This window comes from Bacillus sp. UNC437CL72CviS29, assembly GCF_000482345.1.
In the GTDB taxonomy this organism is placed as follows: domain Bacteria; phylum Bacillota; class Bacilli; order Bacillales; family Bacillaceae_G; genus Bacillus_A; species Bacillus_A arachidis.
Genome location: NZ_KI535303.1, coordinates 21,755 through 39,287, shown reverse-complemented (window position 1 = coordinate 39,287; position 17,533 = coordinate 21,755). Strand labels below are relative to the sequence as shown.

Genomic DNA, 17,533 nt, shown 5'->3' with positions numbered 1-17,533 from the left:
CGAGTTTTTCAATGTGATTTTGTGTTATGATATTTGAATACACAAGTTGAAATTTCTTATAATACTATATTATGCTATAATTTCATAGGATTTTGATTTTTATATTGTGTTCTTCTTACGAATAAAGATTTAACTAATAGAAGTGAATTTTTGAAAAGAGGTGCGAAATAGATGAAAATTTCAACAAAAGGCCGTTATGGCTTAACAATTATGATCGATCTTGCGAAAAAGTTTGGCGAAGGCCCAATTTCTTTAAAATCAATTGCGCAGGCACATGACCTATCTGAACATTACTTAGAGCAGTTAATCTCTCCACTTCGTAACGCTCGTCTTGTAAAAAGTACGCGAGGTGCATATGGTGGTTATGTATTATCGGATCAACCAGTCAACATTACAGCAGGCGATGTTATTAGAGTTTTAGAAGGTCCGATTAGCGTTGTTGAAATGATAGAAGAGGAAGAACCAGCACAGCGTCAGTTATGGATGCGTGTTCGTGATGCGGTACAAGAAGTATTAGATAGTACAACTTTAGAAGATTTAGTACGCTATGAAGAAGAAAATCATGGGGGTTATATGTTTTACATTTAATTCCTTGTGAAACGATTTGGAAAGAAGGAGATCTGATGGAACGCATTTACTTAGATCATGCTGCGACATCTCCGGCTCACCCAGAAGTAGTCGAAAAGATGATTCCATATATGACAGAAATATTTGGTAATCCGTCTAGTATTCATTTTTATGGACGCCAAACTCGTCATGCGGTAGATGAAGCGAGACGTACATGTGCACGCAGCATCAATGCAAATCCAAATGAAATTATTTTTACAAGCGGTGGTACAGAGGCTGATAATTTAGCGCTTTTAGGTGTAGCGCGTGCAAATCGCAATAAAGGACAGCACATTATTACGGCGCAAATTGAACATCACGCTATTTTGCATACATGTGAAGTGTTAGAGCGAGAAGGTTTCAAAGTGACGTATTTACCAGTTGATGAAACGGGCCGTGTTCAAATTTCTGATGTGAAAGAGGCATTAACAGATGAAACAATTCTTGTATCTGTTATGTTTGGGAATAATGAAGTTGGTACGGTGCAACCGATTGTAGAAATCGGAGAACTGTTGAAAGAGCATCAAGCTTATTTTCATACAGATGCTGTACAAGCCTATGGTTTAACAGCGATTGATGTGAAGGACATGGGTATTGATTTATTATCTATATCTGCTCATAAAATTAATGGTCCAAAAGGTGTAGGGTTTTTATATGCTAGCACAGCTGTGAAATTTGAACCGTTATTAACAGGCGGGGAACAAGAGCGAAAACGCCGTGCAGGTACTGAGAATGTACCTAGCATCGTTGGGCTAGAACAAGCTGTTAAGTTGGCAGAATCAACCCGTGAGCAAAAAATTGCCCAATATGAAGGATTTAAAGATATAATGGTATCTGTCTTTCAAAAAGAAGACATTACTTTTGAGGTAAACGGAAACTTAGAACATCGCTTACCACATGTGTTTAATGTAAGTTTTACAGGAATGGATATTGAGCCGTTTCTTGTAAACTTAGACTTGGCAGGGATTGCAGTATCGAGTGGTTCTGCATGTACAGCTGGTTCTATTGACCCGTCGCATGTGCTAGTAGCGATGTTTGGAAAAGATTCCGATCAAATACGTTCATCCGTACGTTTTAGTTTTGGGCTTGGGAATACGAAAGAACAAGTGGAAAAAGCAGCGTACGAAACAGTGAAAATCGTGAAGCGATTAACACAAGACTAGCATAGGAGGTGACATGATGAACAAACTACCTCACGAAACACGTGTTGTCATCGGAATGTCCGGTGGCGTTGATTCATCAGTAGCAGCGATGTTATTAAAAAAGCAGGGCTATGATGTAATCGGAATTTTTATGAAAAACTGGGATGATACAGACGAGAATGGTGTCTGTACAGCAACGGAAGATTATAACGATGTAATTGAAGTGTGCAATCAAATTGGCATCCCATATTATGCAGTAAACTTTGAAAAGCAATATTGGGATAAAGTATTTACGTATTTTTTAGATGAGTACCGAGCTGGTCGTACGCCAAACCCAGATGTAATGTGTAATAAAGAAATTAAGTTTAAAGCTTTTTTAGAGCATGCAATCGCGCTTGGTGCCGATTATGTAGCAACAGGTCATTATGCACGTGTTGCTTATATCGACGGCGAATATAAAATGCTCCGCGGTGTTGATGATAATAAGGATCAAACATATTTCTTAAATCAATTAAGCCAAGAGCAACTATCAAAAACAATGTTCCCATTAGGCGAATTAAAGAAACCACAAATTCGTGAAATGGCGAAGGAAGCTGGTTTAGCAACAGCGACGAAAAAAGATAGTACAGGTATTTGCTTTATCGGTGAACGTAACTTTAAAGATTTCTTAAGCAACTACTTACCAGCTCAGCCAGGTGTGATGCAAACATTATCTGGCGAAGTAAAAGGGAAACATGACGGTTTAATGTACTATACAATTGGACAACGTCATGGCCTTGGTATTGGTGGTAATGGTGATCCTTGGTTCGCTGTTGGAAAAAACTTGAAAGAAAACATTTTATACGTTGATCAAGGATTCCACAATGAACTTTTATACGGAGATGAAGTTATTGCTACAAATGTAAGCTGGGTAAGCAATAGGGCGAAAGAGAAAGAATTTACATGCACAGCGAAGTTTCGTTATCGTCAAGAAGATAACAAGGTAACGGTTCAAATTGTTGATGAGAATACCGTTCGTATCCTTTGCGATGAACCAATTCGTGCCATTACGCCCGGGCAAGCAGTTGTTTTCTATGATGGAGATGAATGTTTAGGCGGCGCGACGATTGATGAAGTATATCGTAGTGGCAAGAAATTAGATTATTTAGGGTAAAAATGAGAGCCTCTGCCGATTCGCGGTCAGAGGTTTCTTTTTTAAAGAGCGAATTTTTGTTCGCTCGGAAAATAGATTCTTTGTTATAATTTGTTGTAGAGGTGAGGAACATGTCAAATAAGCTTGAAACAGGCATTCAATATATGCAAGAAGGAAACTGGGAAGAAGCAGCTAAAAACTTTACAGAGGCAATTGAAGAAAATCCGAAAGATGCGCTTGGATACATTAATTTCGCGAATTTATTAGATGTGTTAGGCGATAGCGAGCGTGCAATTCTATTTTATAAACGCGCGTTAGAATTAGATGAAAAATCAGCTGCCGCCTATTATGGACTCGGAAACATATATTATGGACAAGAACAATTTTCAGAAGCAAAAGTTGCTTTTGAACAAGCTATGCAAGCTGGGTTACAATCAGCTGATGTAACATTTATGCTTGGGATTACACATGTACAGCTTGGAAATGATCTTCTTGCACTGCCGTTTTTACAAAGAGCAGCTGAACTTGATGAGTCAGATGTAGAAGCAGTATTCCAATGCGGATTATGCTTTGCACGACTAGAGCATATTCAAAACGCAAAACCTTATTTTGAAAAAGTATTACAAATGGACGAAGAGCATGCAGATGCGTATTATAATCTAGGTGTTGCTTACGTATTTGAAGAAAATAATGAGAAAGCACTTGCCTTATTTAAGAAGGCGACTGAAATTCAGCCAGATCACTTTTTAGCAGGGAATGGTATTCGTTTATTAGAGCAAGAAGGCGAATAAAAATTAGATTTTAACGTGCAGTTACCCCTCATCTGATTGTGAAGGAGAAAGGTGGGGGCTGTACTGCTCGTTAGAGTGAGAAAAACCGGAAAGGAGAGGCGATATGGGAAATCAACATGCAATGGATTTGTTTGAGGAAGAGCAAAAATTTATAAAAGCACAAGTTCTTCATACCATTTTCCACAACGAAGAAAACCTCTATTCCGTTGTCAGTATGAAAATCATTGAAACAAATGAAACATATGACGAAAAAAGAGTGATGATCAACGGTCACTTTCCCCGTATGCATGAAGACGAAGTATTTACATTAACAGGGCATTTTAAAGACCATCCAAAGTACGGAAAACAATATTTAGTTGAAACATTTAAAAAAGAGTTACCCCAAACCAAAACAGGTATGGTGCAATATTTAGCAAGTGATTTATTTAAAGGAATTGGGAAGAGAACAGCAGAAAAGATTGTTGATTATCTTGGGGAACATGCAATTTCTAAAATTATGGACGACCCTGCTGCATTAGAAGGTGTTGTAAATAAGCAGAAAGCACAAGAGATTTATGACACAATTATTGAACACCAGGGTCTTGAAAAAGTCATGAGCTTTTTAAATGGTTATGGTTTTGGAACGAAGCTCTCGATTAAGATTTATCAGCAGTATAAAGAAATGACGCTTGAGGTAATTCGGAACAATCCGTATCAACTGATTGAGGAAGTAGATGGTATAGGATTCGGAAGAGCGGATGATATAGGACGAGCGCTTGGTATATCAGGGAATCATAATGACCGTGTACGTGCGGGATGTTTCTATACACTAGAGAATGTTTCACTGCAAGATGGGCATGTATTTATGGAAAAAGGTCAACTTGTTCGAGAAACAATGTCACTTTTAAATAAGCAAGAAAGCGCTGTGGCAGAAGAAGATGTAGTGCAGTGTGTTGAAATGATGCAAGGAGAAGGGAAAGTCATTATCGAAGACGAGCGTATTTATTTGGCATCTCTGTTTTATTCTGAAAAGGGCGTTGTCAAATCAATTCGCCGTCTCATGAATCAAGAAGAGACACCTTCGTTTCCTGAAGCAGAAGTACTATTAACGTTAGGGAAAATTGAAGAGCAGCTAAAAGTACAGTATGCGCCGTTTCAACAAGAGGCCATCCAAACTGCTCTTCATAAGCCGATGATGCTATTAACAGGTGGACCGGGCACAGGGAAGACAACTGTAATTAAAGGAATCGTCGAAATGTACGCTTCCTTGCATGGTTTATCATTAAATCCGAAAGATTATAGTGATGATAATCCGTTTCCGATTTTGTTAACAGCTCCGACAGGCCGCGCTGCGAAGCGAATGAGTGAGTCGACAGGACTTCCTGCTTGTACAATTCATCGTTTACTTGGATGGACGCCAGAAGGATCTTTCCAGCGTAATGAAACGGATCCGGTGCAAGGGAAGTTACTTATTATCGATGAATTTTCAATGGTTGATATTTGGCTTGCAAATCAACTATTTAAATCATTACCAACAAATATTCAAGTCATCATTGTAGGTGATGAAGATCAATTGCCATCTGTAGGGCCAGGGCAAGTATTGAAGGATTTATTAGATGCTGGGGCGATTCCGACAGTGAAGTTAACAGAGATTTACCGTCAAGCAGAAGGGTCATCCGTTATTCAGCTTGCCCATGCAATAAAAAATGGAACGCTTCCACCAGACTTAGCACAAAATAAAAAAGATCGTTCGTTTATTGGTTGCTCAGGTACTCAAATTGTTGAGGTTGTAAAGCAAGTATGTGAAAACGCAAAAGCGAAAGGATTTAGTGCAAGAGATGTACAAGTATTAGCACCTATGTACCGCGGACCGGCAGGGATTAATGTGTTAAATGAAGCGCTGCAAGAGGTCTTTAATCCAAAAAAAGAAAAGAGTAGAGAAATTGCCTATGGTGATGTCGTGTACCGTGTCGGTGATAAAGTGCTGCAGCTCGTAAATCAACCAGAAAGCCAGGTGTTTAATGGTGATATTGGAGAAATTGTTTCTGTCTTTTATGCAAAGGAGAATGTCGAGAAACAAGATATGATTGTTATTTCATTTGACGGGATTGAAGTAACATATATAAAGCCAGATTTAAATCAGATTACGCATGCATATTGTTGTTCAATCCATAAGTCACAGGGAAGTGAATTCCCAATTGTAATTATGCCGATTGTAAAGAGCTATTACCGCATGCTGCGTCGTAATTTAATTTATACAGCTATTACGAGAAGTAAAAAGTTTTTAATTATTTGCGGAGAAGAATCAGCCTTTCAATCAGGTGTGAATCGTCTTGATGATTCAATGCGGCAAACAACATTAGCGGATCGCTTGCAGGAATCAAAAGAGGAAGTACAAATGGTTACAATTGATGGTCAGGAGATGGATGTGGAAAACATTTCACCGTATGATTTTATGTAACAAGGTGAAATTATATAGTGAAACTTTCAATATAGAAAGCGTTATTTTGAAAGTATAAGGCAGTTCTAGTATGTATAAATGAATGCAGTTTGGACATAATGGCGAATAGGATCTGGGAGACTGTAAGGAGATGAAAGCCATATGTTCAGTTGTCCAAATTGCAAAGGAAAAGATATTGGGAAAATAGGTGTCAACCAATTTTATTGCTGGAACTGTTATATTGAATTATCGGTTTCAAAGGGGAAAATCCATACGCATCAAGTAGAGGAAGATGGCTCGCTTAGTTCTCTTGATGATTTATTTGATGAGAATGAACGAACTATCGGATAATCAAAAGGGGGATTTACTTTGAACGTACGCAATTCATTAATCGCATTAGGTATTGGGGCTGCAGCGTATCAATATGCACGTAAACAAGACGTATTTTCCAAACGAAATATGAAAAGAGCGCGTAAAATGATTAAATCATATCTATAATCATTTCTATAAAGTGAAGAACTCCCTTATTTATTAGGGAGTTTTTTCATGTACTTGTATATAAATAAAACAGTCCAATTTCAGAAAAAAGATAAGAAAGCCCGTAACATCCAATACCAAGAACCCCATAATACCATAGCTGTTTTGCACGTTCCTTTCGCGTTGAACGTGTGAAGAATCCCTTCCAAATACCAAATCCAATACAAATCCATTCTAGTATCATAAAAAGTGCTGAAAGGATGAGCATGAACCAAATCATTTTATATCTCCTCCCCTATGTTCGAGCTGACTTAAGAGCTTGTTCGTATTAGGTTAAATATATGTAAGTTTTTAAAAAACAGTATGGCCCGTATGAAATTATTTTAGTCCGGTTATTTTTTTAAAAGTTTTGCACATAACCTTCCCTATTTCTTTTCAAAATAAGGGGAGAGGAGGTTTTTCGCTTGAAGAATCTTAAAATTATTTGGATTTATCGATTAGGGTTATTATTATTAGTGTTTCTATGTTTGCTTGTCTTTTTAAAAATTAAACCATTATGGGCACCGATTATATTCGTATTTAAAGTAGCAATTACACCATTTTTGATTGCTTGTTTTATCGCTTATTTGCTGCATCCCTTAATTGAAAAATTGCATAAAGAGGGAATGCCACGTACACTTGCTATTTTGCTGATTTATATTCTTTTTTTTGGTGGTCTCGGTTATGGGATTTATAAAGGGACACCGATTGTGATTGCGCAGTTACAAGAAGTTAATAAGCAATTCCCGCAGTTTATGAAAATGTATGATTCTTGGATGGACGGTGTGACAGAACAGACAGACAATTTCCCATCATTTATTCATGAGAAAGTAAAGCAGATTTTTATTGGAATTGAAATGAAGATACAAGCGTTATTAAATAAAGTGATGAGTACAGCACGTGGTGTATTAGATTCATTGCTTATCATCTTTTTGATTCCATTTATTGTATTTTACATATTGAAAGATTATGGGGAATTTTATCATATCTTTTGGAAGATGGTTCCGAGTAAATGGCGTAGTACGGGGCAGATGTTGGCGAAGGAGATTGATAAGTCACTTGGAAGTTATATTCGAGGGCAATTATTTGTTTGTTTAGTTTTAGGAGGAGTGTCTGCTCTTTCATTTTGGTTTATTGGTATGAAGTATCCGCTATTATTAGGAATCATTGTTGGAGTTACTGATATAATCCCGTACTTTGGTCCTATTTTAGGGGCGATTCCGACATTGATGATTGCAGCAACGATATCCACAAATCTTTTTATTAAAGCAAGTATTGCACTTGCCGTTTTGCAATTTGTTGAAAGTAATATTTTATCTCCGTATATTGTTGGGAAATCGTTACGTATGCACCCGGTTATTATTATGCTCGCATTACTTGTTGGAGGGGAAATAGCTGGAATTGTAGGTCTTCTCATATCAGTTCCTATTTTAGCGGTGATTCGAACAGTCGTTGTTCATATAAAGCCGCTCTGGAAACATTGACAAATGGAAACGGATTCGCTACAATTTTGGCATATAGTATAAACTTACATACGTTTATATCATAAAATGTTATCATATATGATTTAAAATCGATGACGGAACGAGTATGTCACAGTCCATTTTTAGAGAGAAACTTCCATCGGCTGAAAGAAGTTTTAAATGAAGGGTGACAGAACGCTAATCCTGAGAGCAGCTAATCCCTGCCGTCTTGCCACGTTACGGCACCATGAGGTGATGAAATAAATGCATATTACAGTATGCAATCTAGCTTCAGCGTCTAAAAGCTCCGAAATTTCCCAATCTCACGGAAAGACAAAAAACGTCTTTCAGTTCGACTGGTTCAATTTCTTCCGCTTTTAAGCGAGACGCTTCCGCTTTTTATTTCATAATTAGGGTGGTATCGCGAGTTAACTCTCGTCCCTTTTATAGGGACGGGAGTTTTTTGTTTTTATGGAATTTCTTAAAGGAGGAAATATAGATGAAACAATTAACAGGCGCACAAATTCGTCAAATGTTTTTAGACTTTTTTGAGGAAAAAGGGCATGCAATTGAACCAAGTGCATCATTAGTTCCGCATGAGGATCCATCTCTTTTATGGATTAACAGTGGTGTAGCGACATTAAAGAAATACTTTGATGGTCGTGTAATTCCGCAAAATCCACGTATTACGAATGCACAAAAATCAATTCGTACAAATGATATTGAAAACGTTGGGAAAACAGCTCGTCACCATACATTCTTTGAAATGTTAGGAAACTTCTCAATCGGTGACTACTTTAAAGAAGAAGCAATTACATGGGCTTGGGAATTCTTAACAAGCGAAAAATGGATTGGATTCGATAAAGAGTTACTATCTGTTACAATTCATCCAGAAGATGAAGAAGCATTTACAATTTGGAATGAAAAAATGGGTGTTCCGAAAGAGCGCATTATTCGTTTAGAAGAAAACTTCTGGGATATCGGTGAAGGACCAAGTGGACCGAACACAGAAATTTTCTATGACCGCGGAGAAGCTTACGGTAACGATTTTAGTGACCCAGAGTTGTACCCAGGCGGAGAAAACGAGCGCTACTTAGAAGTGTGGAACCTTGTATTCTCTCAATTTAACCATAATCCAGATGGCTCATATACACCACTTCCAAAGAAAAACATCGATACAGGGATGGGTCTAGAGCGTATGACATCTATCGTTCAAGATGTACCTACAAATTTTGATACAGACCTATTTATGCCAATGATTGGGGCAACAGAATCAATCTCTGGTGAGAAGTATCGCGGTGGCGATGTAGAGAAAGATATGGCATTTAAAGTAATTGCTGATCATATCCGTACAGTAACATTTGCTGTTGGTGATGGAGCTCTTCCTTCTAACGAAGGCCGTGGCTATGTATTACGTCGTTTATTACGCCGTGCGGTTCGTTATGCGAAGAAATTAAACATTAACCGTCCATTTATGTATGAATTAGTACCAGTTGTTGGAGAGGTAATGAAAGACTTCTATCCAGAAGTTCTTGAAAAGAAAGATTTCATTGCAAAAGTTGTGAAAAACGAAGAAGAGCGTTTCCATGAAACACTTCATGATGGCGAAGCGATTTTAGTAGAACTAATTGCAAAAGCGAAAGAAGAGAAAACAACTGTTATTTCTGGAGTAGATGCATTCCGTCTATATGACACATATGGCTTCCCAATTGAATTAACAGAAGAATATGCAGAAGAAGCTGGTATGACAGTTGACCATGCAGGTTTTGAAGCTGAAATGGAAAAACAACGTGAGCGTGCACGTGCTGCTCGTCAAGACGTTGATTCTATGCAAGTTCAGGGCGGTGTGCTTGGAGAAATTAAAGTAGCTAGTGAATTCGTTGGCTATGGTACAGTTGCTACAGAAAGTAATGTTATTGCACTTGTGAAGAACGGCGAGTACACAGATAGCTTACAAGCGGGTGATGAAGGACAATTAATGCTTGATGTAACACCATTCTACGCTGAGAGCGGTGGACAAATTGCAGACCGTGGTTACCTTCTTGCTGACGGTGTGAAAGTTCTTGTAAAAGACGTACAAAAAGCACCAAATGGTCAAAACTTACACAAAATTGTTGTTGAAGAAGGTACATTAACGAAAGAAGCGACTGTAAAAGCTGTTATTGATACGAAAAACCGTAGCAGTGTTGTGAAAAACCATACAGCAACGCATATTTTACACCAAGCATTGAAAGATGTACTTGGAACACATGTTAACCAAGCTGGTTCTCTTGTAACATCAGAACGTTTACGCTTTGACTTCTCTCACTTCGGTCAAGTACAAGCTGACGAATTAGAAAAAATTGAGCGTATCGTAAACGAAAAAATTTGGGAAAGTATTGATGTTGAGATTTCTCAAAAAGCAATCGAAGAAGCAAAAGCAATGGGTGCAATGGCATTATTTGGTGAAAAATACGGAGATGTTGTACGCGTTGTACAAGTAGGTGGTTACAGCTTAGAGCTTTGCGGTGGTTGCCACGTTGATAACACAGCTTCTATTGGTATTTTCAAAATTGTTGCTGAGTCTGGTATCGGTGCAGGAACACGCCGTATTGAGGCTGTAACTGGTAAAGCAGCATACGAATTAATGAACGATCAAGTAGGTTTATTAAAAGAAGCTGCAGGTAAAATGAAAACAAATCCAAAAGATATTTTAACAAGAGTAGATGGTCTATTTGCTGAAGTGAAGCAACTTCAAAAAGAGAATGAATCTCTTGCTGCGAAATTAAGCAACATTGAGGCTGGAAACTTAACAGATTCAGTTCTTACGGTTGATGGAGTGAATGTATTAGCAACAAAAGTGAATGTTGCAGATATGAATAACTTACGTACAATGATGGATGACCTAAAGAATAAACTTGAGTCTGCGGTGGTTGTATTAGCAGCTGTAAGTGATGACAAAGTGAATATCTTAGCAGGTGTAACGAAAGATTTAATCAACCAAGGATACCATGCAGGTAAACTTGTGAAAGAAGTTGCTTCCCGCTGCGGCGGTGGCGGTGGCGGCCGTCCTGATATGGCTCAAGCAGGTGGTAAAAACCCAGCACAAGTAGATGAAGCTTTAGCATTTGTCAAAGAGTACGTTAAATCTGTTTCAAAATAAAGAGAGAGTAGTGTACAATAGTAGGGAGAGGAGAAATTCTTCTCCCTATACTTACTACTTATAAGTGAGGTGCTTAAAATGGACGGTTTTGATAAAACAATGAAGTTTAATTTTCAAGATGAAAAACAGAGTGTCCATGTAAACGATGTACTTTTAACTGTGTATGATGCACTTCAAGAAAAAGGTTATAATCCGATTAACCAAATCGTCGGTTATTTATTAAGTGGAGACCCAGCATACATACCTCGTCATAAAGATGCACGAAGCATTATCCGCAAGCTAGAACGTGATGAACTGATTGAAGAGCTTGTGAAGTCTTATTTGAAACAACATCGTGAGGAGTAGTATATGCGGATATTAGGTTTAGATGTTGGAACAAAAACAGTCGGCGTTGCGATTAGTGACGAAATGGGCTGGACAGCACAAGGCTTAGAAACGATTAAAATCAATGAAGAACGAGAAATTTTTGGTTTTGATCGGGTTTCTGAGTTAGTAAAACAGTACAATGTGGACAAGATAGTAGTAGGATTGCCGAAAAACATGAATGGTACGATCGGTTCACGTGGCGAAGCATGTCAGCAATATGCTGAAAGCTTGCGTGAACTTCTGCAACTAGAGGTTATACTGTGGGACGAGCGTCTGTCAACAATGGCAGCGGAACGTCTTCTTATTTCGGCTGATGTAAGTCGAAAGAAGCGAAAGCAAGTTATCGATAAGATGGCTGCAGTCGTGATTTTACAAGGATATTTAGATAGTAAATAAGAGGTGACCAAAATGGAAGAAAATCAAATTACAATTGTAGACGAAAAAGGGAACGAGCATTTATGTGAAATTATTTTCACTTTTGATGCTGAAAAATTTGGGAATAAATCATATGTAGTCTTCTCACCAATTGGTGAAGTTGACGAAGATGGAGATCCAATTTACGATGCAATGGCATATGAGCAAAGTGAAGATGAATCAGGTGGAACATTACTTCCAATCGAATCTGAAGAAGAGTGGGAAATGGTACAAGAAATGTTTAACACGCTTGCTGAAGAAGAAGAGGGCGAAGAGTAATTAGTTGAAAAGATGGGCTGTACATGCAGTCCATCTTTTTTTTGTATTCTTGTGCAAAATGACAGATTTTTTGTCGAAACTACATAATTGTTTATAGTATAATTAGACAGATTATAGAAAAAATAAATTGCCTGTCTAGAAATGATAGGTGGATTTGTCGCGATTTTGTAGGATGTTGTATAGAGTGTGTACATACGGTCTACAATTGACTAAGGAGGAAGAACTTTGGTAGAGAATCAAGTGAGGAAGAAGCGTAGACGCGCCTTTTTAATAGTAATTATTGCGCTACTTGTGGTCTGTGTGTCCGTCTATGCGTATATTTCATCTGCGTTAAAACCAGTTGATAGCGGGAATAAAAAAGAAATTGAAGTAGAGATTCCCAAAGGCTCATCTACAAGTAAAATTGGAGAGATTTTAGAAGAAAAAGGCGCTATTAAAAATGGTACAGTATTTAGTTTCTATGCAAAAGCTAAATCTAAAAACTTGCAGGCAGGTACATATTTGTTAAATTCGTCAATGAATGTAGATGATGTAATGGAACAAATGTCATCGGGTAATGTCCATCGTTCAGTTGCTTATAAATTGACGATTAAAGAAGGTGCACAAATTGTTGAAATTGCAGATATAATTGCGAAGGAACTGAAATGGAATAAAGATGATGTTGTACGCCAATTAAACGATAAGGCCTTTATCCAAAAAATGCAGCAAAAGTATCCGGTATTATTAACAAATAAAATCTTTGATGGCAATATTAAATATCCGTTAGAAGGTTATTTATATCCAGCGACGTATTCTTACTACAAAAAAGATACAACTTTAGAAGAAATTGTTACAGAAATGCTTGAGAAAACAAATGCACTAATTGTTCAAAATAAGGAGAAAATGAAAGAAAAACAGTTGGACGTTCACCAGCTTTTAACATTATCTTCTTTAATTGAGGAAGAGGCAACTGGATTTACAGATCGTCAAAAAATTTCCAGTGTCTTTTACAATCGTTTAGCTAAGGGAATGCCATTACAAACAGATCCGACGGTATTATATGCACTTGGCAAGCATAAAGAGCGTGTGTTATATGACGATTTAAAGGTAAATTCGCCTTATAATACGTATGTTGTAAAAGGGCTTCCAGTTGGACCGATTGCGAATTCTGGTAAGCATTCTATACAGGCAGCGTTAGAGCCTGCCCAAACAGATTATTACTACTTCTTAGCAGCACCAAGCGGCGAAGTGTATTATGCGAAAACGTTAGAAGAACACAATGCATTAAAACAAAAATATATTACACAAAAGAAATGAAAATAGGAGGGAGAGCGAAAAGGGTCGCATATCCCTCTTTTTTATGATAAAATATACCGGGTTAAAAACTGGCAGAAGAATCGTTTTTAATATCAAAACGGGACGTACAAGCTAAGGATGAAGCTGGCTTGTATTTTTATTGCATTCTATGTGTGAAAAGATAGAAATTGCCACGTCATAGAGGCACTTCTCCATGTAAATAAGGAGGACCATTTATGGAGGATGCAGTTAACGAGTACCTACTATCATTTATTGATCCAAAAGAGGAACTGATTCTTGAAATGGAACAGTATGCAAGTGAATATCACGTGCCGATTATGGATCGTCTTGGAATGGAGTTTATGTTACAATTTTTACGTTTAATTGGGCCGAAAAGCATATTAGAGCTTGGAACAGCAATTGGTTATTCTAGTATTCGTATGATGCAAGCTATCCCTAATTCTCGTATTGTGACAGTAGAACGAAATAGTGATCGATATGAAAAAGCACTTGAATATATAAAACGTTCTCCTGTAAAAGATCGTATTTCCGTTATTTATGGTGATGCATTAGAAACAGGCGAACAAGTGAAAGAACATGGAACATTTGATGTTATTTTTATTGATGCTGCAAAAGGACAATATCGTCGCTTTTTTGACTTATATGAACCGTTATTAAATCCAGGTGGTGTCATTATTTCAGATAATGTGATGTACCATGGACTTGTAGCGACAAAAGAAAAAATTGAAAATAGACGTACGCGTGGTTTGATTCGTCGTATTAAGACGTACAATGAATGGCTGATGAACCATGAAGGATATGATACAACCATTTTCCCAATTGGTGATGGAGTAGCCGTGAGTAAAAAGAGAGGGTGACAAAGGTATGAAAAAACCTGAATTGTTAGTAACACCAAGAGCGGTGGCTGATATTGAACCTCTTGCAAAAGCAGGAGCAAGCGCAGTAATGATCGGTGAACAAAAGTTTGGCTTACGTTTAGCGGGAGAGTTTACGCGTGATGATGTGAAACAAGCTGTAAGCATTGCACATGAAAATGGTATGAAAGTATACGTAGCGATGAACGCTATGTTCCATAACGACAAAGTAGAAGAATTAAAAGACTACGTTGCATTTTTGCAAGACGTGCATGTAGATGCCGTTGTTTTTGGAGATCCAGCAGTATTAATGACTGTACGTGAAGTAGCACCAAGCATGCAAATGCACTGGAATACAGAAACGACAGCAACAAACTGGTTCACCTGTAACTATTGGGGCCGAAAAGGTGCCAAACGTGCTGTCCTTGCACGTGAATTAAGTTTAGATGAAATTGTTGAATTAAAGGAAAACGCTGAAGTTGAAGTTGAAGTGCAAATTCATGGCATGACATGCATGTTCCAATCAAAGCGTTCATTAGTAGGAAATTACTTCGAGTATCAAGATCGTAATCTAGAAATTGAAAAGAAAAAACATGAAGAGAATATGTTCTTACATGATCCAGAGCGTAATAATAAATATCCAATTTATGAGGATGAAAATGGTACTCATATTATGAGTCCAAATGATATTTGTTTCATTGATGAGTTAGATGAATTAATCGATGCTGAAATTAATAGCTTGAAAATTGACGGTGTGTTAAAAAGCTCTGAATACATTATCGAAGTAACAAAGAAATATCGTAAAGCTATTGATTTATGTGTAGAAGATCGCGATGCGTATTATGGCGTGAAAGACGATTTATATAAAAAAATAGAAGAAATGCAACCAGTAAATCGTCCGTTAGATACAGGATTCTTCTTTAAAGAGACGGTTTACTAAACGAGGAGGGTGTAGGAAATGACTGTACAAGAAATTTCACGAGTGATCGATGGAAAACGCGTAATTGTGAAAAAACCTGAACTGTTAATCCCTGCGGGTAATTTAGAAAAATTAAAAGTAGCTATTCATTACGGTGCAGATGCTGTATATTTAGGTGGACAAGAATTTGGTCTTCGCTCAAATGCAGGTAACTTTACGCTTGAAGAAATGGCAGAAGGCGTTGAATTTGCAAAAAAATATGGAGCGAAAATATATGTAACAACAAATATCTTTGCACATAATGAAAATATGGATGGGCTAGAAGACTATTTAAGAGGGATTGAAAAAGCTGGCGTAACGGGTATTATCGTTGCAGATCCTCTTATTATTGAGACGTGTAAACGTGTAGCACCTTCTGTTGAAGTACATTTAAGTACACAACAATCATTGTCTAACTGGAAAGCGGCGCAGTATTGGAAAGAAGAAGGTTTACATCGTCTTGTATTAGCTCGTGAAGTGGGCTATGAAGAGATGAAAGAAATTAAAGAAAACGTTGATATCGAGATTGAAGCATTCGTCCATGGGGCAATGTGTATTGCATACTCTGGAAGATGTACTTTAAGTAACCATATGACAGCGCGTGACTCAAACCGCGGTGGGTGTTGTCAGTCTTGTCGTTGGGATTATGACCTGGTTCAAACGGTATCACAACATAAGGAGGCAGAAGAACTTCCTTTATTCCAAGAGGGCGATGCTCATTTTGCAATGAGTCCAAAAGATTTAAATCTAATTCTTTCGATTCCAAAAATGATTGAAATTGGAATTGACAGCTTGAAAGTAGAAGGACGCATGAAATCCATTCACTACGTAGCAACAGTAGCAACTGTATACCGCAAAGTAATTGATACGTATTGCGCAGATCCTGATAATTTTGAGTTCAAACAAGAATGGTTAGATGAGCTTGATAAATGTGCAAATCGTGACACAGCTCCTGCATTTTTTGAAGGAGTTCCAGGGCACTTAGAACAAATGTATGGAAATCATAGTAAGAAAACAACGTATGATTTTGCTGGTTTAGTGTTAGATTATAATGAAGAAACAGGCATTGTGACGTTAGAGCAACGTAATTACTTCAAACCAGGTCATGAAGTTGAGTTCTTTGGACCGGAAATAGAAAACTTTACACAAACGGTGGAGAAAATTTGGGATGAGGATGGAAACGAATTAGATGCAGCGAGACATCCGTTGCAAATCGTGAAATTCAAAGTGGATCAACCAGTGTATGTGAATAATATGATGCGCAAAAGCATACATCAATAAGAAAGAGTGATAGTTGAATGGGGACGAATAAGCCGGTTGTAATTGGAATTGCTGGTGGTTCAGGATCAGGTAAGACAAGTGTAACAAAAGCGATTTTTGATCAATTTCAAGGTCATTCCATTTTAATTTTGGAGCAAGATTATTATTACAAAGATCAAAGCCATTTGCCGATGGAAGAGCGTTTAAAAACAAATTACGATCATCCATTAGCATTTGATAATGACTTATTAATTGAGCACTTACATCAGTTGCTTGCATATAAGCCGGTTGAGAAACCCGTATATGATTATACATTGCATACACGCTCAGAAGAAATTATTCCAGTAGAACCGAAAGATGTAATTATTTTAGAAGGGATTCTCATCTTAGAAGACCCACGTCTTTGCGATTTAATGGATATTAAAGTGTTTGTTGATACAGATGCTGATCTTCGTATTTTACGTCGCATGCAACGTGATATTAAAGAGCGTGGCCGTACAATGGACTCTGTTGTTGAGCAGTATGTAAATGTTGTACGTCCAATGCATAACCAATTTATTGAGCCTTCTAAGAAATTTGCGGATATCATTATTCCAGAAGGTGGACAAAACCATGTTGCAATTGATATTATGGTTACAAAAATTGCAACAATTCTTGAACAAAAAGTGAATTTGTAATAGCATAGTAAAAGATATACGATAGGAAGGGATTTTTTCCCTTCTTATCGAATACAATGAAACATGCAACCTCACCTAATGTTAGGTGGGGGCATATTTATATGAGATTTCCATACATATCTTCTTTATATAAAGAGGCATTGGAAAAAACACGGGGTTGTATGTGACAACTCCGCTAGTGCATGTGTACTAGAAACCTCCGCTACAAAGGTAAAGCG

18 protein-coding genes are annotated in these 17,533 nt (G+C 37.5%); 17 read left to right on the top strand and 1 reads right to left on the bottom strand.

Annotation, left to right across the window (positions count from 1 at the left end):
• Positions 1-171 precede the first annotated feature (171 nt).
• The 7 genes from cymR (at position 172) to M014_RS0121190 (ending at position 6,588) form a co-directional block, all read left to right on the top strand.
• Positions 172-588: a cysteine metabolism transcriptional regulator CymR gene (gene cymR, locus M014_RS0121220; RefSeq protein WP_000704117.1), complete on the top strand. Its 417-nt coding sequence runs from the start codon at positions 172-174 to the stop codon at positions 586-588.
• Positions 589-623: 35 nt separating this feature from the next.
• Positions 624-1,769, top strand: a complete 1,146-nt coding sequence (locus M014_RS0121215) for a cysteine desulfurase family protein (protein WP_026593473.1) — start codon at positions 624-626, stop codon at positions 1,767-1,769.
• A gap of 16 nt (positions 1,770-1,785) precedes the next feature.
• A complete protein-coding gene (gene mnmA, locus M014_RS0121210; RefSeq protein ID WP_026593472.1) occupies positions 1,786-2,901 on the top strand; it encodes a tRNA 2-thiouridine(34) synthase MnmA in 1,116 nt (371 codons plus the stop codon).
• Positions 2,902-3,011: 110 nt separating this feature from the next.
• On the top strand, positions 3,012-3,671 hold the full coding sequence (locus M014_RS0121205) for a tetratricopeptide repeat protein (RefSeq protein WP_026593471.1): 660 nt from the start codon (positions 3,012-3,014) through the stop codon (positions 3,669-3,671).
• A gap of 103 nt (positions 3,672-3,774) precedes the next feature.
• Entirely contained in the window at positions 3,775-6,111 is a 2,337-nt protein-coding gene (gene recD2 / locus M014_RS0121200) for an SF1B family DNA helicase RecD2 (RefSeq protein ID WP_026593470.1), read from the top strand.
• A gap of 141 nt (positions 6,112-6,252) precedes the next feature.
• The gene (locus M014_RS0121195) at positions 6,253-6,441 is read left to right on the top strand and encodes a hypothetical protein (RefSeq protein ID WP_000490499.1); all 189 of its coding nucleotides are present in this window, start codon (positions 6,253-6,255) and stop codon (positions 6,439-6,441) included.
• Between the two features lie 18 nt (positions 6,442-6,459).
• Complete coding sequence (locus M014_RS0121190) at positions 6,460-6,588, top strand: YrzQ family protein (RefSeq protein ID WP_001102898.1); 129 nt, start codon at positions 6,460-6,462, stop codon at positions 6,586-6,588.
• A gap of 46 nt (positions 6,589-6,634) precedes the next feature.
• On the opposite strand, the gene M014_RS0121185 is transcribed toward M014_RS0121190, so the two are convergent.
• Positions 6,635-6,847, bottom strand: coding sequence for a hypothetical protein (locus tag M014_RS0121185; RefSeq protein WP_026593469.1), 213 nt, complete (start codon positions 6,845-6,847; stop codon positions 6,635-6,637).
• A 184-nt stretch (positions 6,848-7,031) separates the two neighbouring features.
• Between M014_RS0121185 and M014_RS0121180 the strand changes: the two genes are divergently transcribed.
• The 10 genes from M014_RS0121180 (at position 7,032) to udk (ending at position 17,315) form a co-directional block, all read left to right on the top strand.
• Positions 7,032-8,090: an AI-2E family transporter gene (locus M014_RS0121180; protein ID WP_026593468.1), complete on the top strand. Its 1,059-nt coding sequence runs from the start codon at positions 7,032-7,034 to the stop codon at positions 8,088-8,090.
• A 478-nt stretch (positions 8,091-8,568) separates the two neighbouring features.
• Positions 8,569-11,211, top strand: a complete 2,643-nt coding sequence (alaS, locus tag M014_RS0121175; protein ID WP_026593467.1) for an alanine--tRNA ligase — start codon at positions 8,569-8,571, stop codon at positions 11,209-11,211.
• Between the two features lie 78 nt (positions 11,212-11,289).
• Positions 11,290-11,556, top strand: a complete 267-nt coding sequence (locus tag M014_RS0121170; RefSeq protein WP_000348589.1) for an IreB family regulatory phosphoprotein — start codon at positions 11,290-11,292, stop codon at positions 11,554-11,556.
• A 3-nt stretch (positions 11,557-11,559) separates the two neighbouring features.
• A complete protein-coding gene (gene ruvX, locus M014_RS0121165) occupies positions 11,560-11,973 on the top strand; it encodes a Holliday junction resolvase RuvX (protein WP_026593466.1) in 414 nt (137 codons plus the stop codon).
• A gap of 12 nt (positions 11,974-11,985) precedes the next feature.
• Positions 11,986-12,270: a DUF1292 domain-containing protein gene (locus M014_RS0121160; protein ID WP_026593465.1), complete on the top strand. Its 285-nt coding sequence runs from the start codon at positions 11,986-11,988 to the stop codon at positions 12,268-12,270.
• A gap of 225 nt (positions 12,271-12,495) precedes the next feature.
• Complete coding sequence (mltG, locus tag M014_RS0121155; RefSeq protein WP_026593464.1) at positions 12,496-13,566, top strand: endolytic transglycosylase MltG; 1,071 nt, start codon at positions 12,496-12,498, stop codon at positions 13,564-13,566.
• Positions 13,567-13,781: 215 nt separating this feature from the next.
• Positions 13,782-14,423 carry an O-methyltransferase gene (locus tag M014_RS0121150; protein ID WP_026593463.1) on the top strand — a complete coding sequence of 214 codons (642 nt, stop codon included), beginning with the start codon at positions 13,782-13,784 and terminating at the stop codon, positions 14,421-14,423.
• 7 nt (positions 14,424-14,430) lie between these two features.
• Entirely contained in the window at positions 14,431-15,360 is a 930-nt protein-coding gene (locus M014_RS0121145; protein WP_026593462.1) for a peptidase U32 family protein, read from the top strand.
• 18 nt (positions 15,361-15,378) lie between these two features.
• Positions 15,379-16,659 carry a peptidase U32 family protein gene (locus M014_RS0121140; protein WP_026593461.1) on the top strand — a complete coding sequence of 427 codons (1,281 nt, stop codon included), beginning with the start codon at positions 15,379-15,381 and terminating at the stop codon, positions 16,657-16,659.
• A gap of 17 nt (positions 16,660-16,676) precedes the next feature.
• A complete protein-coding gene (gene udk / locus M014_RS0121135; protein ID WP_003200515.1) occupies positions 16,677-17,315 on the top strand; it encodes a uridine kinase in 639 nt (212 codons plus the stop codon).
• Positions 17,316-17,533 lie beyond the last annotated feature (218 nt).

Coding starts and splice junctions, on each gene's coding strand:
- M014_RS0121185 (WP_026593469.1), bottom strand. CDS start 6,847: ATGATTTGGTTCATGCTCATCCTTTCAGCACTTTTTATGATACTAGAA.
- M014_RS0121195 (WP_000490499.1), top strand. CDS start 6,253: ATGTTCAGTTGTCCAAATTGCAAAGGAAAAGATATTGGGAAAATAGGT.
- M014_RS0121170 (WP_000348589.1), top strand. CDS start 11,290: ATGGACGGTTTTGATAAAACAATGAAGTTTAATTTTCAAGATGAAAAA.
- M014_RS0121145 (WP_026593462.1), top strand. CDS start 14,431: ATGAAAAAACCTGAATTGTTAGTAACACCAAGAGCGGTGGCTGATATT.
- mnmA (WP_026593472.1), top strand. CDS start 1,786: ATGAACAAACTACCTCACGAAACACGTGTTGTCATCGGAATGTCCGGT.
- M014_RS0121205 (WP_026593471.1), top strand. CDS start 3,012: ATGTCAAATAAGCTTGAAACAGGCATTCAATATATGCAAGAAGGAAAC.
- recD2 (WP_026593470.1), top strand. CDS start 3,775: ATGGGAAATCAACATGCAATGGATTTGTTTGAGGAAGAGCAAAAATTT.
- M014_RS0121150 (WP_026593463.1), top strand. CDS start 13,782: ATGGAGGATGCAGTTAACGAGTACCTACTATCATTTATTGATCCAAAA.
- udk (WP_003200515.1), top strand. CDS start 16,677: ATGGGGACGAATAAGCCGGTTGTAATTGGAATTGCTGGTGGTTCAGGA.
- M014_RS0121215 (WP_026593473.1), top strand. CDS start 624: ATGGAACGCATTTACTTAGATCATGCTGCGACATCTCCGGCTCACCCA.
- M014_RS0121160 (WP_026593465.1), top strand. CDS start 11,986: ATGGAAGAAAATCAAATTACAATTGTAGACGAAAAAGGGAACGAGCAT.
- M014_RS0121140 (WP_026593461.1), top strand. CDS start 15,379: ATGACTGTACAAGAAATTTCACGAGTGATCGATGGAAAACGCGTAATT.
- ruvX (WP_026593466.1), top strand. CDS start 11,560: ATGCGGATATTAGGTTTAGATGTTGGAACAAAAACAGTCGGCGTTGCG.
- cymR (WP_000704117.1), top strand. CDS start 172: ATGAAAATTTCAACAAAAGGCCGTTATGGCTTAACAATTATGATCGAT.
- alaS (WP_026593467.1), top strand. CDS start 8,569: ATGAAACAATTAACAGGCGCACAAATTCGTCAAATGTTTTTAGACTTT.